We start from the raw sequence: 16,309 nt of genomic DNA, 5'->3' as shown, positions 1-16,309 counted from the left end.
GCACATGAGCCGGCACGAGTCCGAACTGCGGGCATCACGCGGGGTGTTGCGTGGCCTCTTCTCCGGCGGTCATGGTGACCCGCACCTCGGCCTCGCGGCCGTGATCGTCGCCGGTGCACTCGTGGGCTTCGTCGCGAGCCCCGTCGCCGGGGCGCCGGCCGACGGGGCCTTCACCGCCCTGTCCCTGGCCGCGCCGACGACCGACCGCCTCCGCCTCGGCGGCATCCGGGGCGCAGAGCCCGGCGCCGGGCGGCCGTATGTGTTCGCGGTCGGCCCGGGGCAGCGGTTCCAACAGCGCGGCTAGCTCCGCAGCCCGCGCACCAACAGTTCCACCAGTGCCTCGAACTCCGCGTCCACGCCCGGCTTCAGCCACTCCCGTGCGTAGGACGGGTCATGAAAACGGCCGGTGGCCTGGAAGACGACGCGGGCGGCGACGGCCGGGTCGGCGGCCGTGAAGGCGCCGCTGTCGACGCCCGCCCGCACGATCTCCGTCAGCTGGCCGGTGAGTTCGGCGATGTGCTCGCTGACCGCGTCGCCCGCCTCCTCGGCGAGGACCGAGTACGTGGCGAAGAGTTCGGGATCGCCACCCGCCTTCTTCCGCTTGGCCTCGAACAACCCCGCCAGCCAGTGCCGCAGCCGGGTCTCCGGGTCGCTGTCCTCCGTCACGAAACGGGACAGCATCCGCGAGGTCCGGTCCAGCCAGCGCTTGGTGACCGCCTCGCGCAGGGCGGCCTTCGTGCGGAAGTGCCGGTAGACGGTGCCATGGCTGACGCCGAGCGCGCGGGCCACGTCCACCACGGTGGCCTTCGCCGGGCCGTGGCGGCGCAGCACCTCCTCGGTCGCTTCGAGGATGCGCTCGGCGGTCAGGGTCTCGCTCGGTGCCATGACGAAGACCGTACCCGCAGGCCGGATCAGCGCTCGCTGTCGAGGTGCGTCATCATCGCCGACGGGTAGCGGTCGCCCGACGCCGAGTCCGCCGGTACGGCCGCCTCGATCGCGGCCAGGTCCGCCGCGTCCAGTACGACGTCCAGCGCGCCCAGCGACTCGGTCAGCCGCTCCCTGGTGCGCGCGCCGACCAGCGGCACGATGTCCTCGCCCCGCGACAGCACCCAGGCGATGGCGAGTTGGGCGACGGTGACGCCCTTCTGCTCGGCGAGCTTCCGCAACTGCTCGACCAGGGTCAGGTTGTGCTGGAGGTTCTCGCCCTGGAAGCGCGGCGAGTGCGCCCGGAAGTCGCTCGCGCCGAGCTGCCGGTCGGTCGTGAAGTGCCCGGAGATCAGCCCGCGCGACAGCACGCCGTACGCCGTGACGGAGATGCCCAGCTCGCGGGTGACCGGCAGGATCCGGTCCTCGATGCCGCGCGTGATCAGCGCGTACTCCAGCTGCACATCCGCGATCGGCGCGGTCGCGGCGGCCCGGCGGATGGTGTCGGCGCCGACCTCGCTGAGGCCGATGTGCCGGACGTAGCCCTGCTCGACCAGCTCGGCGATCGCGCCGACCGTCTCCTCGATCGGTACGTCGGCATCGACCCGGGCGATCCGGTACACGTCGATGTGGTCGACGCCGAGGCGCTGGAGGGAGTACGCGGCGAAGTTCTTCACGGCGGCGGGCCTGCCGTCGTAGCCGAACCAGCTGCCGTCCGGACCGCGCAGCGCCCCGAACTTCACGCTGGTGAGCGCCTGTTCGCGGCGGGCGGCCGGGGCGGTGCGCAGGGCCTCGCCGATCAGCATCTCGTTGTGGCCCATGGCGTAGAAGTCGCCGGTGTCGAGGAGCGTGACGCCCGCTTCGAGGGCGGCGTGGATGGTGGCGACGGACTCGGTCCTGTCCGCGTCGCCGTACAGCGCGGACATGCCCATGCAGCCGAGGCCGAGGGCGGAGACCTGGGGGCCGGTGGTTCCGAGAGTGCGCGCGGGGATCGTCATGCATGCCACCTTGGCATGACAGCTGACAGATTTCAATATCTGTCATTCCATACTTGTCAGCGCGGTCGGCCGGTACAGACCCTCTTGACGAAAGGTCTGGACCACGCGCACTGTCATGCCTACGACACCTCACCGCACCCCCACCGGGAGGCCCGTATGCTCCGTCGTGCCCTGCGCCTGCTCGCCGCCGCCCTGACGACGGCCTGCCTCGCCCAACTCCCCATCGCCGGGGCCGCATCCGCGGCCGACACCTGCGCCGTGAAGTCCCGCCCCGCCGGCAAGGTCCTCCAGGGTTACTGGGAGAACTGGGACGGCTCCTCCAACGGCGTTCATCCGCCCTTCGGTTGGACCCCGATCACCAACTCCGCGATCGCCGCCCACGGCTACAACGTGATCAACGCGGCCTTCCCGGTGATCCGTTCCGACGGCACCGCCCTCTGGGAGGACGGCATGGACGCGGGCGTGAAGGTGGCCACGCCGGCCGAGATGTGCGCGGCGAAGGCCTCCGGCCAGACGATCCTGATGTCCATCGGCGGCGCGGCCGCGGGCATCGACCTCAGCTCGACCACTGTGGCGAACAAGTTCGTCTCGACGATCGTGCCGATCCTGAAGAAGTACAACTTCGACGGCATAGACATCGACATCGAGACGGGCCTGGTCGGCAGCGGAAACATCGGCCAACTCTCCACGTCCCAGGCCAACTTGATCCGCATCATCGACGGCATCCTCGCCCAGATGCCGTCCAACTTCGGCCTGACGATGGCCCCGGAGACCGCGTACGTCACCGGCGGCAGCATCACGTACGGCTCGATCTGGGGCGCGTATCTCCCGATCGTGAAGAAGTACGCGGACAACGGCCGCCTGTGGTGGCTCAACATGCAGTACTACAACGGCAGCATGTACGGCTGCTCCGGCGACTCGTACTCGGCCGGCACGGTCGCGGGCTTCACCGCCCAGACCGACTGCCTCAACAAGGGCCTGGTCGTGCAGGGTACGACGATCAAGGTCCCGTACGACAAGCAAGTACCGGGCCTGCCCGCCCAGTCGGGCGCGGGCGGCGGCTACATGTCACCGTCGCTGGTCTCCCAGGCCTGGCGCCACTACGGCACGTCCCTCAAGGGCCTGATGACCTGGTCGATCAACTGGGACGGCTCGAAGAACTGGACGTTCGGCGACAACGTGAAGTCCCTGCAAGGGCGTTGAGAGCAGCGCACAAAAAACTGCGGGCGGGCTGATCAACTCAGCTCGCCCGCAGTCCCGTTCAGAACTCAGCCCCTAGGCACCGATCAGGCGACCCGCGAGGTAGCCCTCGATCTGGTCCAGGGAGACGCGCTCCTGCTTCATCGAGTCGCGCTCGCGAACCGTCACCGCGTTGTCCTCAAGCGTGTCGAAGTCGACCGTCACGCAGTACGGCGTACCGATCTCGTCCTGACGCCGGTAACGACGGCCGATCGCACCCGCGTCGTCGAACTCGATGTTCCAGTTCTGACGCAGCGCGGCGGCGAGGCCCTTGGCCTTCGGGGACAGCTCGGGGTTGCGGGACAGCGGAAGCACCGCGACCTTCACCGGGGCGAGCCGGTGGTCCAGGCGCAGCACCGTGCGCTTCTCCAACTTGCCCTTGGCGTTGGGCGCTTCGTCCTCGACGTACGCGTCGAGCAGGAACGCCAGCATCGCGCGGCCGACACCGGCGGCCGGCTCGATGACGTACGGCGTCCAGCGCTCCTGGGCCTCCTGGTCGAAGAAGGAGAGGTCCTGGCCGGAGGCCTTGGAGTGGGCGTTCAGGTCGAAGTCGGTGCGGTTGGCGACGCCTTCCAGCTCGCCCCACTCGTTGCCGCCGAACTGGAAGCGGTACTCGATGTCAGCGGTGCGCTTGGAGTAGTGGGAGAGCTTCTCCTTGGGGTGGTCGTACCACCGCATGTTCTCCTCGCGCAGGCCCAGGCCGGTGTACCAGTTCCAGCGCTGCTCCATCCAGTACTCCTGCCACTTCTCGTCCTCGCCCGGCTTGACGAAGAACTCCATCTCCATCTGCTCGAACTCGCGGGTCCGGAAGATGAAGTTGCCGGGCGTGATCTCGTTGCGGAAGGACTTGCCCATCTGCGCGATGCCGAACGGCGGCTTGCGGCGCGAAGTGGTCTGCACCTGGGCGAAGTTGGTGAAGATGCCCTGAGCGGTCTCGGGGCGCAGATAGGCGACGGAGCCGGTGTCCTGCGTCGGGCCCAGGTGGGTGGAGAGCAGGCCGGAGAACTCCTTGGGCTCGGTGAACTGGCCCTTGTTGCCGCAGTTGGGGCAGTTGATGTCGGCGAGACCCTTCTCGGGGGGCCGGCCGTGCTTGGCCTCGTACGCCTCCTCCAGGTGGTCCGCGCGGAACCGCTTGTGGCACGCGGTGCACTCGGTCAACGGGTCCGAGAAAGTGGCGACATGGCCGGAGGCGACCCAGACCTCGGGGGCCAGGATCACGGACGAGTCGATACCGACCACGTCCTCGCGCGACGTCACCATGTAGCGCCACCACTGGCGCTTCAGGTTCTCCTTGAGCTCGACACCCAGGGGCCCGTAGTCCCAAGCGGCGCGCTGGCCGCCGTAGATCTCACTACTGGGGAATACGAAGCCACGGCGCTTGCTCAGGCTGACGATGGTGTCGATCTTGTCGGCGGCCACGATGCTCTCTTCATGACGAATGGACGGTAAGGAGGGGCGGCGCGAAGCGCCTCGATGGGGGGTGGTGGTCGGGAGACGGGCGGGCGAATGACTTAGGTTACCGGCGCTGCCCGCCCCCTTATCAAATCGGTTCCTCACCATGCGCTTGTTGACAACGGTTTCCATATCAGTTGAAAATGAGTGTCATGAACGTACGACGACACAGCATCGCCGGAATACCCGGGCTCGCCATCGCCGCGGCCACCGCCCTCGGTCTCGGGACCCTCTCCGCCTGCTCCACCGACACCGCGGCCGCGGCCAACACGGACAAGTTCGACGTCGTCGCGGCGTTCTACCCACTCCAGTACCTCGCCGAGCAGATCGGCGGCAGCCACGTCCACGTCACCAGCCTGACGAAGCCCGGCCAGGAGCCGCACGACCTGGAGATCAGCGCGCGGCAGACCGCCGCGCTCGGGGAGTCCGACGCGGTGCTCTACCTCAAGAACCTCCAGCCCTCCGTCGACGACGTGGTGAGCCAGTCCGAGGTCAAGACGAAGATCGACGCGGCCTCCCTGACCACGGAGGAGAAGCACGGCAACGAGGTCGGCGGCCACGCGGCAACGCACGACACCTCGAAGAACGACGAGCTGGCCGGCCTCGACCCCCACATCTGGCTCGACCCGGTGCGCTACGCCCAGGTCGCCGAGGGCGTCGGCAAGGCCTTCGAGAAGGCCGACCCGAAGAACGCGGCCGACTACAAGACGCGCACCGCGGCCCTGGTCAAGAAGCTGGACGCGCTCAACACCGAGTTCAAGACGGGCCTCGCGAACACCAGGACCAAGGTGTTCATCACCACGCACGCCGCCTTCGGCTACCTCGCCGAGCGCTACGGCCTCACCGAGGAGGCCATCAACGGTCTCGACCCCGAGTCGGAGCCGAGTGCCGAGCGCGTGAAGGACCTTGAGAAGATGGCGAAGGCCGACGGCGTCACCACCGTGTTCTACGAGACGCTCGTCAGCGACAAGACCGCGAAGACCATCGCCGCGGACTCGAACCTGAAGACGGACGTCCTCGACCCGATCGAGGGCATCACCAAGAAGTCCCGCGGCAAGGACTACTTCTCGGTCCAGCAGGCCAACCTCAAGGCGTTGCAGACGGCCCTGGGAACCAAGTGATCTACAAGTGATCTACAGCAGTACGGAGGACACAGTGGCCGAGCCCGTCATATCGCTGCGCGGAGTCCGCGCCGAGCTGGGCTCGCGCCCCGTCCTGCGCGGCATCGACCTCACCGTGCGGCGCGGTGAGGTCGTCGCGCTGCTCGGCGCCAACGGCTCCGGCAAGTCGACCGCGATCCGCGCGATCATCGGCCAAGTCCCGCTCAGCGGGGGCGAGATCGAGCTGTTCGGCACCCCGCGCCGCGCGTTCCGCGACTGGCGGCGCGTGGGTTACGTACCGCAGCGCACGACGGCCGGGGGTGGCGTCCCCGCGACGGTCACCGAGATCGTCGCGTCCGGCCGTCTCTCCCGCGCCCGCTTCGGCCTGCTGCGCAAGGCGGACCACGAGGCCGTACGGCACGCCCTGGACCTCGTCGGCATGGCGGACCGCGCCAAGGACTCGGTCGACGCGCTCTCCGGCGGCCAGCACCAGCGCGTGCTGATCGCCCGCGCGCTCGCCGCCGAACCCGAACTCCTCATCATGGACGAGCCGATGGCGGGCGTGGACCTGGCCAGCCAGAAGGTGCTGGCGGACACCCTGACCCGTCAAGTCGCCGAAGGCACAACGGTGTTGCTCGTCCTGCACGAACTCGGCCCGCTGGAACCGCTGATCGACCGCGCGGTCGTCCTGCGCGACGGCTGCGTCCAGCACGACGGCCCGCCCCCGCGCGCGCTCGGCCAGCACGCGCTGCCCGGCCACGACCACGTACACCCGCACTCGGCGGACGCCGAACCGATCCGCACGGGACTGCTGAGCTGATGGACATCCTCGACTACGCCTTCATGCAACGGGCGCTCATCGCCGCCGTCCTCGTCGGCATCACCGCCCCCGCCATCGGCATCTACCTCGTCCAGCGCCGCCAGCCCCTCATGGGCGACGGCATCGGCCACGTCGCGATGACCGGCGTGGGCCTCGGCTTCCTCCTCAACGCCTCCCCGGTCTGGATGGCCACCGCCGTCTCCGTCCTCGGCTCGGTCCTGATGGAACTGATCCGCTGGTACGGCAAGACCCGCGGCGACATCGCCCTCGCGATGCTTTTCTACGGCGGTATGGCGGGCGGCGTGATGTTCGTCAACCTCGCGCCGGGCGGCTCGAACGCCAACCTGAGCTCGTACCTCTTCGGCTCGCTCTCGACGGTCTCGCAGTCCGACGTGACGGCGATCGGCATCCTCGCCGGCTTCGTGATCGTGGTCACGCTGGGGCTGCGGCGGCAGTTGTTCGCCGTGAACCACGACGAGGAGTTCGCGCGGGTCACGGGCCTGCCCGTGCGTGCCCTGAACCTGCTGACGGCGGTCACCGCGGCCGTCACGGTCACCGTCGCGATGCGGGTCGTGGGCCTGATCCTGGTGTCCGCGCTGATGGTGGTGCCGGTCGCCGCCGCGCAGCAGCTCACCCGCAGCTTCGGAGCGACCCTGGCGATCGCGGGCGTGATCGGCGTGACCGTGGCGGTCAGCGGCACCGTCACCTCGTACTACCAGGACGTCCCGCCGGGTGCGACGATCGTGCTCCTGACGATCGCCGCGTTCATCGCGCTGACCGCGCTGGCGACCCCGCTGGCGAGGCGCCGGGCCCGGGCCGCGGCCGCCGCGCGACCCGCCGGGGACCCGGTGGAGTGCGCGATTCCGGCCACCCGGGGGGCCGCCGACGAGGTCGGCGTCTGACCACGCACAGTCCGGGCTGTCACAATGGCTCGGCAAAGTGCAGACGTGAGGAGGCAACGGTGACGACGGCCGGCCCGCCCGTAAAGGGACGCTCCACCCGCCAGCGTGCCGCCGTGTCGGCGGCGCTCAACGAGGTCGACGAGTTCCGCAGCGCCCAGGAACTCCACGACATGCTCAAGCACAAGGGTGACTCGGTGGGCCTGACCACGGTCTACCGCACCCTCCAGAACCTCGCCGACGCCGGCGAGGTCGACGTCCTGCGCACGGACGAGGGTGAGTCCGTGTATCGCCGCTGCTCCACGGGCGATCACCATCACCACCTGGTGTGCCGGGTTTGCGGCAAGGCGGTAGAGGTGGAAGGGCCCGCTGTGGAGAAGTGGGCGGAGGCGATCGCGGCGGAGCACGGGTATGTGAACGTGGCGCACACGGTGGAGATCTTCGGGACCTGTGCGGAGTGCTCCGCGGGTTGAGCAGGTCCCGTGCGGGCCGGTGGATGTCTGCGGGCCGGTGGGGGCTGGTCGCGCAGTTCCCCGCGCCCCTTCGGGGGCACCCCCTAAGGGGCTCAGACGCGAGGCAGTTTGGTGTTCAGCAGGGCTCGTAGGCGGTCCACGTCCTGCGGGGTGGGTGCTCCCCGCTTGACGATGACCATCGCGTCGGCTCCGATGCGGTCGGGGCTGCGCAGCACGAAGCAGCGGTCCGTCTCGGCGTAACTGCCGTAGTTGGTCCAGGACATGCGCGAGTCCATGTGCGCGCTGACCGTCCGCACCCCCTCCTCGGCGACCGTCACCCGCATCACGCCATGGTGCTGGTAGGCCCGCAGCAGCTGGCGGGCGATCATGCCGGGCACCCCGAGCATCAGCAGCGGCCCGGCGATGAGCGTCATGCCGAAGCCGAAGCCGATGCCGTCGCCGCCCGCCAGGCCCGCGGTCAGCACAAGCACACCCACCACCATGACGGCCGCGAGGAGGACGGGCTGGTGGATGAACCCGGCCCGGCCGCGCTTGCGCACCAGCATCCGGACCGCCTCGGTCATCTCCTCCTGCCGGAGTGCGTACTCCAGCGCCACATCGCTCGCGGGTCGCTCGACACCCTGCTCCATCACGGCCCCTCCCCGTTCCCCCGGTGACGAGCCGTGATAGTAACCCCGGAGTCCGACAGGGGTGTTACTCGTTTCCCCGCATCGCCTGCTCCATCGCGAGCAGCTTCTCGTTCGGCACCGCGCCGCCGAACCGCCGGTCCCGCTGGGCGAATTCGACGCAGGCGCGCCACAGGTCACGGCGGTCGAAGTCCGGCCAGAGCACGTCCTGGAAGACCATCTCGGCGTAAGCGCTCTGCCAGATCAGGTAGTTGGAGGTGCGCTGTTCGCCGCTGGGGCGCAGGAAGAGGTCGACCTCGGGCATGTCCGGGTAGTACATGTACTTGGCGAGGGTCTTCTCGTCGACCTTGGCCGGGTCGAGCCGGCCCGCCTTGACGTCCTCGGCCAACGCCCTTGCCGCGTCGGCGATTTCGGCCCGCCCGCCGTAGTTCATGCAGAAGTACAGCGTGAGCGCGTCGTTGTCCTTGGTCTGCTCCTGCGCGATCTGGAGCTCCTTGGCGACCGACCGCCACAGCTTGGGCATACGGCCCACCCACCGCACCCGGATGCCGAGTTCGTCGAGGGTGTCGCGGGACTTGCGGATGAAGTCGCGGTTGAAGTTCATGAGGAAGCGCACCTCGTCGGGCGACCGCTTCCAGTTCTCGGTGGAGAAGGCGTACAGCGAGATCGCGCCGACACCCATCTCGACGCCGCCCTGCAACACGTCCAACACCCGCTCCGCGCCGACCTTGTGGCCCTCGGTGCGCGGCAGCCCGCGCTGCTTCGCCCACCGCCCGTTCCCGTCCATGACGATCGCCACGTGCTTCGGGATCAGCTCACCGGGCAGCTTCGGTGCGGTGGCCCCCGACGGGTGCGGCTCCGGCGTCTTGTACTCGCGCCGCTGGCGCCCCAGGATCCCGCGTACGGCCATGTGCTTCTCGTCTCCTCTTTCTACGACCTACTACGACAACTCGCTACGCCCTGCTACGACTTCTCCACGTACCGCAGTGAACGGAGCCCGCGCTCAAGGTGCCAGTGCAGATAGGCGGACACCAGCCCGCTGCCCTCCCGCACATGCCGCGCCTCGCACGCGTCCGCCGTCGCCCAGTCTCCCGTAAGCAGCGCACCGAGGAGTTCCAGGGCCTGCGGTGAGGGTACGACGCTCCCGGCCACTCGGCAGTCCGCGCAGACCACCCCGCCCGACGCCACGGAGAAGAACCGGTTCGGTCCCGGCATCCCGCACTTCGCACAGTCACCGAAGCTTGGCGCGTATCCGTTGACGGCGAGCGAACGCAGCAGGAACGCGTCGAGGATGAGATGCGGAGCATGCTCCCCGCCGGCCAGCGTCCGCAGCCCGCCCACGAGCAGCAGATACTGCTGGACCGCGGGCTCGCCCTCGTGATCGGTGAACCGCTCGGCCGTCTCCAGCATCGCCGTACCGGCGGTGTACCGCGCGTAGTCGGCGACGATCCCGCCACCGTACGGAGCGATGGTCTCACTCTGGGTGCACAACGGCAGTCCGCGGCCGATCAGTTCACTGCCGCGCGCGAAGAACTGCACGTCCACATGGGAGAAGGGTTCCAGCCGGGCCCCGAACTTCGACTTGGTCCGCCGCACCCCGCGCGCCACGGCCCGTACCCGCCCGTGACCCCGGGTGAGCAGCGTGATGATCCGGTCCGCCTCGCCCAGCTTCTGGGTGCGCAGCACGATGCCGTCGTCGCGGAACAGACTCATGCCGCCCATTGTCCCCTACGGCCCTGTGGCGCCACGACGCATCGGAGGCATCCAGGCATCGGCGCTTCAAGGCACCTCACCGCGACTGCGGGCGTTCGCGTACGCGGTCGCCGCGCTCAGCCGCTCGGCCGGGGTCGCGTCCCGTACGGCGGCCGGCTCGACGTCCCACTCCCGCCCGCCGCCGTACGGGCGCAGCTGAACATAAGGCCCCTCATGCCCCATGACGATGCCCACTCTCCCGTTACGGGTATCCACGGCGACCGATCCGACAGGCGGTTTCATCGCGCTCCTCGCACCCGAATCCGGAATTCCATCAAGGTTTCCCTCACCTCCAAGCAGTGTGCCCACACGTGGCTCCCCTCCCTTTTGGACTTTCACGCTTCCCATCTCCACAGTGCCCCTCCTCCCCCTACACTCGGCAGGAGTCTGTCGACAACAACTGCGGTGCAGACCAAGGGGGTTGGCTATGGCCAACGGTTCACGGCTGGCGGCTTGGGAGTTTTTCGGAGCCGAGCTGAGACGGCGCCGGGAGGATATGGGGCTCTCGCAGGCGCAGCTGGGGGCGCTCGCTTTCGTCTCCGGCACTTACATCGGCCAATTCGAACAGGCGATTCGCAAACCGCAGATGGATCTGGCGATCCGGTTTGACGAGATCCTGAAAACCGACGGTATTTTCGAGCGCCTGTGCATGGGCCTGATCAATGACAGGCGGTACGCCGACTACTTCGCCAAGGCGGCGGAGTTGGAGGCGCTGGCGACGAAGATCTGTGACTTCGCGCCGACAGTGGTTCCGGGCCTACTCCAGACCGCCGAGTACGCCCGAGCGGTCACCCTCGCGACGAACCCGCTCGCGACGGAGGAGTACATCGAGGAGAAAGTGTCCGGCCGGATGGACCGGGCGCGCATCCTCAAGGACGCAACAAGGCCCGTGTATTGGGTGATCCTGCACGAGAACGTAGTACGGATTCCGGTCGGCGGCCCTGTGGGCATGGCCCGGCAGTTGGATCACATCGCGGCGCTCGTGCGCGAGCGGACTGTGCTGGCGCAGGTGCTGCCGTGTGCGGCGGGGGCCTTCGCCGTCATGAACGGAACGCTGACGCTCATGGAGTTCGACGAGGCCCCGCCAACTGCCTATACAGAGGCGGTGTATTCGGGGAACCTGCTGGACGATCCGGCTGTGGTGAAGCGCGCGTACGCGGCATACGATCTGCTCAGGGCCGCCGCGCTGTCGCCGGAGGCGTCCCTGGCCCTGATCGAATCGGCGGCGGAGGACCACAGACGATGCGCAAGTACGACCTGAGCAACGCCAGTTGGCGCAGAAGCACCTTCAGTGACGGCAACGGCGGGGACTGCGTCGAGATCGCCTACGACTTCCTCGACGCCGCCCGCTGGCGCAAGAGCACCCACAGCGACGGCAACGGCGGTACCTGCGTCGAGGTAGCCGACGGAGTCCCCGGCGTCATCCCCGTCCGTGACAGCAAGGTGTCTGTTGGTGGGCCGGTGATCGTGGTCGGGGCCGGGGCCTGGACGGAGTTCATCGGCTCGCTGCTCTCCTAGGTCCCCGCGTCAGAGCGGGTTGATGCGGGCCTTGAGCAGGCAGAACTCATTGCCTTCGGGGTCTTCCAGGACATGCCACTGCTCGTCCCCCGTCTGCCCGATGTCGGCCCGGCGCGCACCGAGTGCCAGCAGGCGTTCGAGCTCGGCGGCCTGGTCACGGTCGGTGGGGTTGACGTCGATGTGCAGCCGGGACTTCCCCGGCTCGGGCTCGTCCCGGCGGCTGAAGAAGATCGTCGGGTGCGGGCCACCGAACCCTTCAGGCGTCCCGATCTCCGCCCATTGCCCTTCCTCGCTTTCGAGCACGACGAACCCCAGGACCTCGCACCAGAACCGCGCCAGCAGCTCAGGGTCACGACAACCGAGCACCAGCTCACCAATACGACACGCCACAACGGCCTCCAGCTGTGAAAACAACCTCGCGACCGTATCCGACGGGACGAGCACGGGCGAAGCGTTTTCAGGGCCGCTGCCCAGGGCGTGACTCCTGGCCCACCGAGACCAGCCCCGCCTCATAGGCCAGGATCACCAGCTGAACCCGGTCCCTCGCGTCCAGCTTGGTGAAGAGGCGGGTCAGGTAGGTCTTCGCCGTGGCCACGCTGATGCACAGCTCGGCCGCGATCTCCGTGTTCGACAGCCCCGAGCCGACCAGCGTCAGCACTTCGCGTTCCCGCTCCGTGATCCGCGTCAACTCCCGGCGTGTGCGGGCAAGTTCGGGGCGGGACGACGCGAAGTCGCGGATCAGACGCCGGGTCACGCTCGGGGCGATCAGAGCGTCACCGGCGGCCACGACCCGTACCGCGCCGATGATGTCGTCCAGGGCCATGTCCTTGACCAGGAACCCGGACGCGCCGGCGCGCAACGCGCCGTAGACGTGATCGTCGTCGTCGAAGGTGGTGAGGACGACGACCCGGGCCGACACCGAACCCACCGACCCCACCGCCCCCTCCGGCGAACCGGCCGTGATCCCGCGCGTGGCCTCGATTCCGTCCATCCCGGGCATGCGGATGTCCATCACCACGACGTCCGGGGCGAGTTGGGCCGTCAGCCGCACCGCCTCCGCGCCGTCGCTCGCCTCCCCGACGACCTCCACGTCGTCGAGGTCGGCCATCACCATCCGCAGTGCCGTACGGATGAGTTGCTGGTCGTCGGCGAGGAGAACGCGGACAGGGCTGCTCATCGGCCCGCCACCGCCGTCGGTACCGGAAGCCGGACGGCGACCCGGAAACCACCCTCGGGACGCGGCGCCGCCGTGAACTCCCCCTGCAACAGGGCCACTCGCTCCCGCATACCCGCCAACCCGAACCCCGTGTCGGTGGCGGTCCCGTGCCCCCGCCCGTCATCGGTCACCTCCAGCGCGAGTTCGTCGTCGCGGTAGTCGAGAGTGACCCGGCACGCACTCGTCCCCGCGTGCCGTACGACGTTGGTGACGGACTCCTGGATGATGCGGAACGCCGACAGGTCGATGTCGTACGGGAGTTGACGCGGCTCACCGCACCGCCGCACGTCGACCCGTACCCCGGCCGCCGTGGTCGTCGCGGCGAGCCGGTCGACGTCACCGAGACCCGCGGGCAGGACGGGAGCCTCGTCGGTCGCCCGCAGCGCGACGAGCATGCGGCGCAGCCCGGCCAACGTCTCCCGCCCCTCGTGCTCCACCGCCCGCATCGCCTCCCGCGCGGCCTCCGGCTGCGTCGTGGTGACCCGGGCCGCCGCGCCCGCCTGGAGGGCGATGATGCCGATGCTGTGCGCCACGGTGTCGTGCATCTCCCGTGCGATACGCAGCCGTTCGACGGCGACGGCCTGCGTCGCGGCCTGGGTGGTGAGCCGCTCGGTGTACACGCGGCTCTGCCGCACGGAGTTGCCGATCAGCCACGCGACGACGGCCGTGAGAGCGAGCGCCGACCAGCTCTGCCAGTCGCCCCGGCCGGTGTCGTGAGCGGCGGCGAGAGGCCGCCCGAGGCCGATCCGGGTGAACTCGTGCACGGGCAGCACAACGACCGCAAGAACAAGAGCGCACAGACTCCGCCGCCCCCCGACGCTCACCGCGACCCAGCCCACGCCGACAGCGATCGCGGCGAAGTGGACCAACCCGAAGGTCAGCCCGTCCAACCCGACCGTCACCCCGTACGTCCCCACCACCAACAACCCCAGCCCCCACAACGGACGCCGCCCCAACACCCCACACCCGCCCAGCGCGAGCACACTCCCCGAGACGACGAGCGCCCAACCACCGGGCGTAGGCGGAAAAGGGTCGGTGGGCATGAAGGGCAGCCGGAAGAAGGAGCGGATCGCGAACAGCGTGCCGTAGACCCAGAGCACCCCCGTCCAAACGCCCGGCGGTACACGTTTGAGCAGGGGTGACTGTTGAGTGACGGACATGCCGCGATCGTAGGAGCGGGCAGCGGACGGGGTCATCGGCCCGGAGATGTACGACCTGGGTCGACACCGGCGGGGTGGGTGACCGTCCTTCCTCCGTCCGGTTCCGGGGACGGTTCCGGGGTGCGGTCCGGTTCCGTCGCCTCCCACAGCACGTTGAACCGGTTGATCCGCTCCTCCACGTGCTCGCGCGTCAGCTTCAGTGTCGTCTTGGCCGGCATGACGTGGATGTCCGGCTCGGTCTCGTAACAGAGTTCGCCGTCGAAGACGATGAAGTCGTTCAACGAGTTCATCTGGGCCGTCGGTTCCAGCTGGGCCCGGACCGCGATACGCGCCTCGATCCCGAACTTGTGGTGCCGCTCGCAGAGTTGGCGGAGGCTGCCGGTGACCTCCGCCTCGTCGTCGACGAGGAACACCCGCCGGACCTGCACCCGCCGGGTCTTGATGGCCGTCTCCTGGGCGGCGAGATAGCGGCGTGCGGGCTCGCTCGACCAGAAGTCGCGGTCCACGGACGTGCTGGTGGCGAAGAGTGTCCGCTTGACGCACTTGGTGAGGTCGATCAGCCACTCGTGATTCTCGCCGGGGCAGTCCGCCGTGCCGTTGCCGAGGTTCTCCATCAGCAGCGCGAGGCGGCCCAACTCCTCCTCGGCGAAGGCCTTGACGATGTCCGCGCCCTGCTCGCCGACTTTCGTGTAGCCCAGCACCAGCCGGGTCACCTCGTCGGAGCGCAGCACCGAGCCGTCGACCTTGCTGTACAGCTCCGTCGCGGCGTTGATCTTGGCGAAGCTCTCGTCGACCGCTGCCCGCATCTCCGTGTGATGGCTGGACAGGCTGTCCTTCATGTCCCGGATACGCCGCTTCTGGCTCTCCTGGACGGCCTCCAGTCGCTCGCCGAAGTCCACGAGCAGTTGCACGATCAGGGTCGCGCTGCCGAGGACGATGGACATCGTCCACTGCCACAGGTCCCCGTTGTTCTCGTTCAGAACGTTGGTCACGAAGAAGGCGGCGCCTCCCGCTAAGATCGCGAACAGCGTCTTGAGGAACAGCTTTGATCTGCGCTGCACCTGGTCCTGTTGCGGTACGGACCGCAGTCCGCCCGACCCTGTTGTCGTCACTCCGTTCATGTGAACCTCTCCCCCGTCGGATGTGCGGTTCGTGCCGCCCCGTCAGCGCGTGCTCAGCGCCTGGTGCAGCAACGGGATGGCCTGTATGGCCAGTTGGTCCCGGATACGCTGGCGAAGGTTCTCCCATTGGCGGCTGAAGCCCGGTTCCCGCTCCAGTACGTCCCACAGGTGTCCCAGCGTGCGGTCCACGTGCGCGCGCGGCATCCACAGATGCAGCAGGTGATCCACGGCCGGTCGCAGCGCCAGGACCGCCGCGGGCCCGTCCGCCGCACCGAGCCGGCTGTTCTCCAGCATGTGCACCACCGTCGTCAAAAGCCAGTCGTGCAACGCGAGGTCTTCGCAGAGCCCCGCGACCGCGGTCGCCTCGATGCCTTCCGGCACTCTCAACTCCACTGTCCGCAGGCCGTCTTCGGCCAGCGTGAAGCGGTCCAGTGACGGTCCCTCGCTCTCCGGCGCCCGTCGTGCGGCCCAACGCAGTTGTGTACGGCGGGACTTGAAGGGTGCCTTGTGGTCGAGGAGGGGGTGGCGCACCAACTGCGCCAGTAGGCCCTCGGCGATCATCCCCAGGTCCAGTTCGCCGCGTCCGCCGCCGCGCAACACGCCCTCGGCGGTGGCCTGTTCGGGCAGTTTCCCGAACGGCTCGACCACCCCGGGGCGGACCAGGTAGTGCCCCCACGGCTGGCGTACGTCGGGTCCGGCGGACGGGGTGCTGAAGTAGGCGGTGGACTGGAGGACCCGGCCTTCGGTGAGCGCGGCGCGGGCGGCCACCGTACCGACGGCCCTGACCTTGGCGCCGTTCGAGGTGGGCAGCCGGCAGTCCACGCCCGTGAGGACCTCGGGCGAGAGGGCGTAGAGATTGGGCCGCTCGGAGACCCGGACCTGTTCGTCGGCGCGCAGCCGCAGGAGTTGGGCGGCGGTGCGGCCGTCCAGTGCCTGGAAGGACGGCAGCAGGCCGGTGCGCACCTCGCCGCAGGCGAGGACCGGACGCGGTGTCCTTCCCGGGGTCGCCAC

General features: G+C 68.9%; 20 protein-coding genes. 8 read left to right on the top strand and 12 right to left on the bottom strand.

The genetic code is table 11. The features are described 5' to 3' along the window. Positions 1 to 4 precede the first annotated feature (4 nt). Entirely contained in the window at positions 5 to 304 is a 300-nt protein-coding gene (locus OG194_RS31925; protein ID WP_327404233.1) for a hypothetical protein, read from the top strand. Here the strand turns inward: OG194_RS31925 and OG194_RS31920 are convergent. Both OG194_RS31920 and OG194_RS31915 read right to left on the bottom strand, forming a co-directional pair. Next, complete coding sequence (locus tag OG194_RS31920) at positions 301 to 885, bottom strand: TetR family transcriptional regulator (protein WP_327404232.1); 585 nt, start codon at positions 883 to 885, stop codon at positions 301 to 303. The two genes, OG194_RS31925 and OG194_RS31920, sit on opposite strands and share 4 nt — an antisense overlap. Positions 886 to 911: 26 nt before the next feature. Then, entirely contained in the window at positions 912 to 1,922 is a 1,011-nt protein-coding gene (locus OG194_RS31915; RefSeq protein ID WP_327404231.1) for an aldo/keto reductase, read from the bottom strand. Positions 1,923 to 2,078: 156 nt separating this feature from the next. Between OG194_RS31915 and OG194_RS31910 the strand changes: the two genes are divergently transcribed. Next, a complete protein-coding gene (locus tag OG194_RS31910; protein ID WP_327404230.1) occupies positions 2,079 to 3,125 on the top strand; it encodes a chitinase in 1,047 nt (348 codons plus the stop codon). A 72-nt stretch (positions 3,126 to 3,197) separates the two neighbouring features. Here OG194_RS31910 and OG194_RS31905 read toward each other — a convergent pair whose 3' ends face one another. Further along, complete coding sequence (locus OG194_RS31905; RefSeq protein ID WP_327404229.1) at positions 3,198 to 4,580, bottom strand: glycine--tRNA ligase; 1,383 nt, start codon at positions 4,578 to 4,580, stop codon at positions 3,198 to 3,200. Positions 4,581 to 4,765: 185 nt separating this feature from the next. On the opposite strand from OG194_RS31905, the gene OG194_RS31900 reads away from it, so the two are divergent. Genes OG194_RS31900 through OG194_RS31885 form a run of 4 tightly spaced genes read left to right on the top strand, consistent with a single transcriptional unit; the run spans position 4,766 to position 7,905 of the window. Beyond that, complete coding sequence (locus OG194_RS31900; RefSeq protein WP_327404228.1) at positions 4,766 to 5,734, top strand: metal ABC transporter substrate-binding protein; 969 nt, start codon at positions 4,766 to 4,768, stop codon at positions 5,732 to 5,734. Between the two features lie 34 nt (positions 5,735 to 5,768). Next, positions 5,769 to 6,533, top strand: a complete 765-nt coding sequence (locus tag OG194_RS31895; protein WP_327404227.1) for a metal ABC transporter ATP-binding protein — start codon at positions 5,769 to 5,771, stop codon at positions 6,531 to 6,533. Then, the gene (locus OG194_RS31890) at positions 6,533 to 7,435 is read left to right on the top strand and encodes a metal ABC transporter permease (protein ID WP_327404226.1); all 903 of its coding nucleotides are present in this window, start codon (positions 6,533 to 6,535) and stop codon (positions 7,433 to 7,435) included. Before OG194_RS31895 ends, OG194_RS31890 begins: the two co-directional genes overlap by 1 nt. Positions 7,436 to 7,494: 59 nt before the next feature. Next, complete coding sequence (locus OG194_RS31885; RefSeq protein ID WP_033284652.1) at positions 7,495 to 7,905, top strand: Fur family transcriptional regulator; 411 nt, start codon at positions 7,495 to 7,497, stop codon at positions 7,903 to 7,905. A gap of 92 nt (positions 7,906 to 7,997) precedes the next feature. On the opposite strand, the gene OG194_RS31880 is transcribed toward OG194_RS31885, so the two are convergent. The 4 genes from OG194_RS31880 to OG194_RS31865 form a co-directional block, all read right to left on the bottom strand. Next, positions 7,998 to 8,537, bottom strand: coding sequence for a YcxB family protein (locus OG194_RS31880; protein ID WP_327404225.1), 540 nt, complete (start codon positions 8,535 to 8,537; stop codon positions 7,998 to 8,000). A 61-nt stretch (positions 8,538 to 8,598) separates the two neighbouring features. Further along, on the bottom strand, positions 8,599 to 9,441 hold the full coding sequence (locus tag OG194_RS31875) for an isoprenyl transferase (protein WP_327404224.1): 843 nt from the start codon (positions 9,439 to 9,441) through the stop codon (positions 8,599 to 8,601). A gap of 53 nt (positions 9,442 to 9,494) precedes the next feature. Then, positions 9,495 to 10,244, bottom strand: a complete 750-nt coding sequence (gene recO, locus OG194_RS31870) for a DNA repair protein RecO (RefSeq protein WP_026151542.1) — start codon at positions 10,242 to 10,244, stop codon at positions 9,495 to 9,497. Positions 10,245 to 10,310: 66 nt separating this feature from the next. Next, a complete protein-coding gene (locus OG194_RS31865; RefSeq protein WP_327404223.1) occupies positions 10,311 to 10,526 on the bottom strand; it encodes a hypothetical protein in 216 nt (71 codons plus the stop codon). 184 nt (positions 10,527 to 10,710) lie between these two features. Here OG194_RS31865 and OG194_RS31860 point away from each other — a divergent pair, with 184 nt between their 5' ends. Both OG194_RS31860 and OG194_RS31855 read left to right on the top strand, forming a co-directional pair. Next, complete coding sequence (locus OG194_RS31860; RefSeq protein WP_327404222.1) at positions 10,711 to 11,544, top strand: helix-turn-helix domain-containing protein; 834 nt, start codon at positions 10,711 to 10,713, stop codon at positions 11,542 to 11,544. Continuing rightward, positions 11,526 to 11,801: a DUF397 domain-containing protein gene (locus OG194_RS31855; protein WP_327404221.1), complete on the top strand. Its 276-nt coding sequence runs from the start codon at positions 11,526 to 11,528 to the stop codon at positions 11,799 to 11,801. The genes OG194_RS31860 and OG194_RS31855 overlap by 19 nt, the downstream gene beginning before the upstream one ends. 9 nt (positions 11,802 to 11,810) lie before the next feature. Here the strand turns inward: OG194_RS31855 and OG194_RS31850 are convergent, their stop codons facing one another. From OG194_RS31850 to OG194_RS31830, 5 genes are all read right to left on the bottom strand, one after another. Next, positions 11,811 to 12,191: a VOC family protein gene (locus tag OG194_RS31850; protein ID WP_327407276.1), complete on the bottom strand. Its 381-nt coding sequence runs from the start codon at positions 12,189 to 12,191 to the stop codon at positions 11,811 to 11,813. 67 nt (positions 12,192 to 12,258) lie between these two features. Next, the gene (locus tag OG194_RS31845) at positions 12,259 to 12,978 is read right to left on the bottom strand and encodes a response regulator transcription factor (RefSeq protein ID WP_327404220.1); all 720 of its coding nucleotides are present in this window, start codon (positions 12,976 to 12,978) and stop codon (positions 12,259 to 12,261) included. Next, positions 12,975 to 14,177, bottom strand: a complete 1,203-nt coding sequence (locus tag OG194_RS31840) for a sensor histidine kinase (protein ID WP_327404219.1) — start codon at positions 14,175 to 14,177, stop codon at positions 12,975 to 12,977. The genes OG194_RS31845 and OG194_RS31840 overlap by 4 nt, the downstream gene beginning before the upstream one ends. A gap of 32 nt (positions 14,178 to 14,209) precedes the next feature. Continuing rightward, positions 14,210 to 15,298 (bottom strand): hypothetical protein, encoded by a 1,089-nt coding sequence (locus tag OG194_RS31835; RefSeq protein ID WP_327404218.1) that lies wholly within the window; start codon positions 15,296 to 15,298, stop codon positions 14,210 to 14,212. A 42-nt stretch (positions 15,299 to 15,340) separates the two neighbouring features. After that, positions 15,341 to 16,309 carry an SCO2521 family protein gene (locus tag OG194_RS31830; protein WP_327404217.1) on the bottom strand — a complete coding sequence of 323 codons (969 nt, stop codon included), beginning with the start codon at positions 16,307 to 16,309 and terminating at the stop codon, positions 15,341 to 15,343.

Origin of the sequence: Streptomyces sp. NBC_01288, from assembly GCF_035982055.1 — a bacterium.
GTDB lineage: Bacteria > Actinomycetota > Actinomycetes > Streptomycetales > Streptomycetaceae > Streptomyces.
This window is presented reverse-complemented; position numbering and strand designations above follow the sequence as displayed.

Bases quoted from the DNA above. Each gene is read 5' to 3' on its own strand.
- OG194_RS31925 (WP_327404233.1), top strand. From the start codon at position 5: ATGAGCCGGCACGAGTCCGAACTGCGGGCATCACGCGGGGTGTTGCGT.
- OG194_RS31920 (WP_327404232.1), bottom strand. From the start codon at position 885: ATGGCACCGAGCGAGACCCTGACCGCCGAGCGCATCCTCGAAGCGACC.
- OG194_RS31915 (WP_327404231.1), bottom strand. From the start codon at position 1,922: ATGACGATCCCCGCGCGCACTCTCGGAACCACCGGCCCCCAGGTCTCC.
- OG194_RS31910 (WP_327404230.1), top strand. From the start codon at position 2,079: ATGCTCCGTCGTGCCCTGCGCCTGCTCGCCGCCGCCCTGACGACGGCC.
- OG194_RS31900 (WP_327404228.1), top strand. From the start codon at position 4,766: ATGAACGTACGACGACACAGCATCGCCGGAATACCCGGGCTCGCCATC.
- OG194_RS31890 (WP_327404226.1), top strand. From the start codon at position 6,533: ATGGACATCCTCGACTACGCCTTCATGCAACGGGCGCTCATCGCCGCC.
- OG194_RS31875 (WP_327404224.1), bottom strand. From the start codon at position 9,441: ATGGCCGTACGCGGGATCCTGGGGCGCCAGCGGCGCGAGTACAAGACG.
- recO (WP_026151542.1), bottom strand. From the start codon at position 10,244: ATGAGTCTGTTCCGCGACGACGGCATCGTGCTGCGCACCCAGAAGCTG.
- OG194_RS31865 (WP_327404223.1), bottom strand. From the start codon at position 10,526: ATGAAACCGCCTGTCGGATCGGTCGCCGTGGATACCCGTAACGGGAGA.
- OG194_RS31860 (WP_327404222.1), top strand. From the start codon at position 10,711: ATGGCCAACGGTTCACGGCTGGCGGCTTGGGAGTTTTTCGGAGCCGAG.
- OG194_RS31855 (WP_327404221.1), top strand. From the start codon at position 11,526: ATGCGCAAGTACGACCTGAGCAACGCCAGTTGGCGCAGAAGCACCTTC.
- OG194_RS31845 (WP_327404220.1), bottom strand. From the start codon at position 12,978: ATGAGCAGCCCTGTCCGCGTTCTCCTCGCCGACGACCAGCAACTCATC.
- OG194_RS31840 (WP_327404219.1), bottom strand. From the start codon at position 14,177: ATGTCCGTCACTCAACAGTCACCCCTGCTCAAACGTGTACCGCCGGGC.
- OG194_RS31835 (WP_327404218.1), bottom strand. From the start codon at position 15,298: ATGAACGGAGTGACGACAACAGGGTCGGGCGGACTGCGGTCCGTACCG.